This window comes from Methylobacillus pratensis (assembly GCF_054072455.1).
The window spans coordinates 1-1,803 of sequence record NZ_JBSUSR010000017.1 but is presented as its reverse complement, the minus strand read 5'-3'; the positions used below and the strand labels follow the sequence as shown (position 1 = coordinate 1,803).

Genomic DNA, 1,803 nt, shown 5'->3' with positions numbered 1-1,803 from the left:
GGTTTGTGGACTACCAGAACACCTACGTCAACCCGCGGACCGATCTGGAATACGACGGGCTCAATAACATCGTGCGTGAGATCGTGCGCGGCAAGAACGACAATATCGAGACCGATGACCACATTACGCGCTATGAGTACAACAAGAACGGCTTCCTGAGCGCGGAGATCGATGCGACGAATGCCAGGACCGAGTACGCCTATGATGCTAATGGCAATGTGACCAGGCGCGTGCTGAAGGATCGCAGGACGGCGGACCAGGTGCTGAACAACCAGGTCGGGGTGGATGATGTGACGGTGTTGCGGTATGACGCGTTGAACCAGCAGGTCCGTACCACGGATCAGGGCACGGGATTGATCAGCGAGATTCGCTACAACGGATTCGGGGAGATCACGGGCAAGCGCAGCTACGTCGGTACCGCCCCCATCACGACCAACCCCAATGACCTCTCAAGCGGCTGGCAGGAGTTTGCGCAGTATGATCAGGCCGGGCGGGTGTGGAAGAGTAACTCGGCAGACGGCATCACCAAGGTCTATCTACATGATAAGCAGGGCAATGCCACGCTCACGATCAATGGCACCCTCGATATGCGAGGATTGACGTTGGATCAGGTGCTGGCGCACGACAACAATAGCAACACTCAGAAGGTCTTCTTGACCTATAGCGTCTTTGATGAGCGCAATCAGCTCACCAACACCATTCAGCCGAGCATGGATGGTAGAAGTGCGACGGCGGTGATTGAGACGAATGCAAACGGGCAGTCTACGGTTATCAGGGCACCAAGTGAGGGATCCATCACGGCAAGCAATGGTGCGAATACCAATCCGATTACCGCAGGAAACGTTGGAATCGGAACAGGAATAGCAAGCTGGACATTGCATACAGACCATACACCAAAAATTTATAAATCTGATAAATATTACTTTACTGGTTCTTTCGGGATAACAGTTCCAAATACAGATTATTTGGGTGATGGTAATGTACTCATTGAAGGATCATTTACACTTAAAAATAGTACAAGGCCAATTAATATTGTTTTGGGAAATGGAGTAACATCTGGAAATATAGGCCATGATTTTGGAAGATATTACTTAGAGGATGTAAGGAATGGAGTTGCAATCTCCGTTACCTTTAAGATGTTTAAGTCAACTGCTCAAGGAAAAATACTTATAGGAGAGCAAAGCTGGAGTGGGGGCACGGGAAGACTTACCGGAAGTAAAAATCCACTAGTAGGAAGTGGAAACCCTCCTGTAGCAAAGAATGTCTACATAAGTAACCAACCAGTTCAATCTACAACGCTCTTATTGATGTATCGTTCTTTGAATTCTTCTGGGCCTTTTAATTCAGTTACAGTGCCTCAGGTAGTAAATGCTGAGAATGTCTCGCTCTCAAGCATGTATGCTTTTGACTGGAGCAGTATTCCAGCCGGAGAATATGAGTACCAATATCTAGCGCTTAATAGTGCTGGGGAAATACTGAATGCTCAAGGTGGAACATTCAACACTACCAATGCATCAGCCCCCACTGTCTCACCTCAAACGCCCCTCTTAACGAATGGTGCAGGTGGGGCCATTGTTACCAACCCTGCCGGGAGCCCTCAGCTTAACTTGATCGGCCAAGGCAGTGTTGCGTCCAGTGTTGCGCTACGTTACCGCATCAAGGGCAGTGGTGGTGCTTGGAGCGAAATCCCATCCTCCTCCTTTGTGCCCGGCGGCTTCGGCGTTGGCAGCTTCACCCTCCCAACGAGTGCGCTTGGCGTCTTTGTTAACGGTGTCGGGTACGACATCGAGGTCGACGTACGCA

Annotated in this window: 1 protein-coding gene; it reads left to right on the top strand. The window is 50.0% G+C overall.

The genetic code is table 11. The features are described from left to right. Positions 1-1,803, top strand: a 1,803-nt coding sequence (locus ACW4YW_RS15600) for a hypothetical protein (protein WP_457138403.1), incomplete at both ends; no start/stop codon positions are given.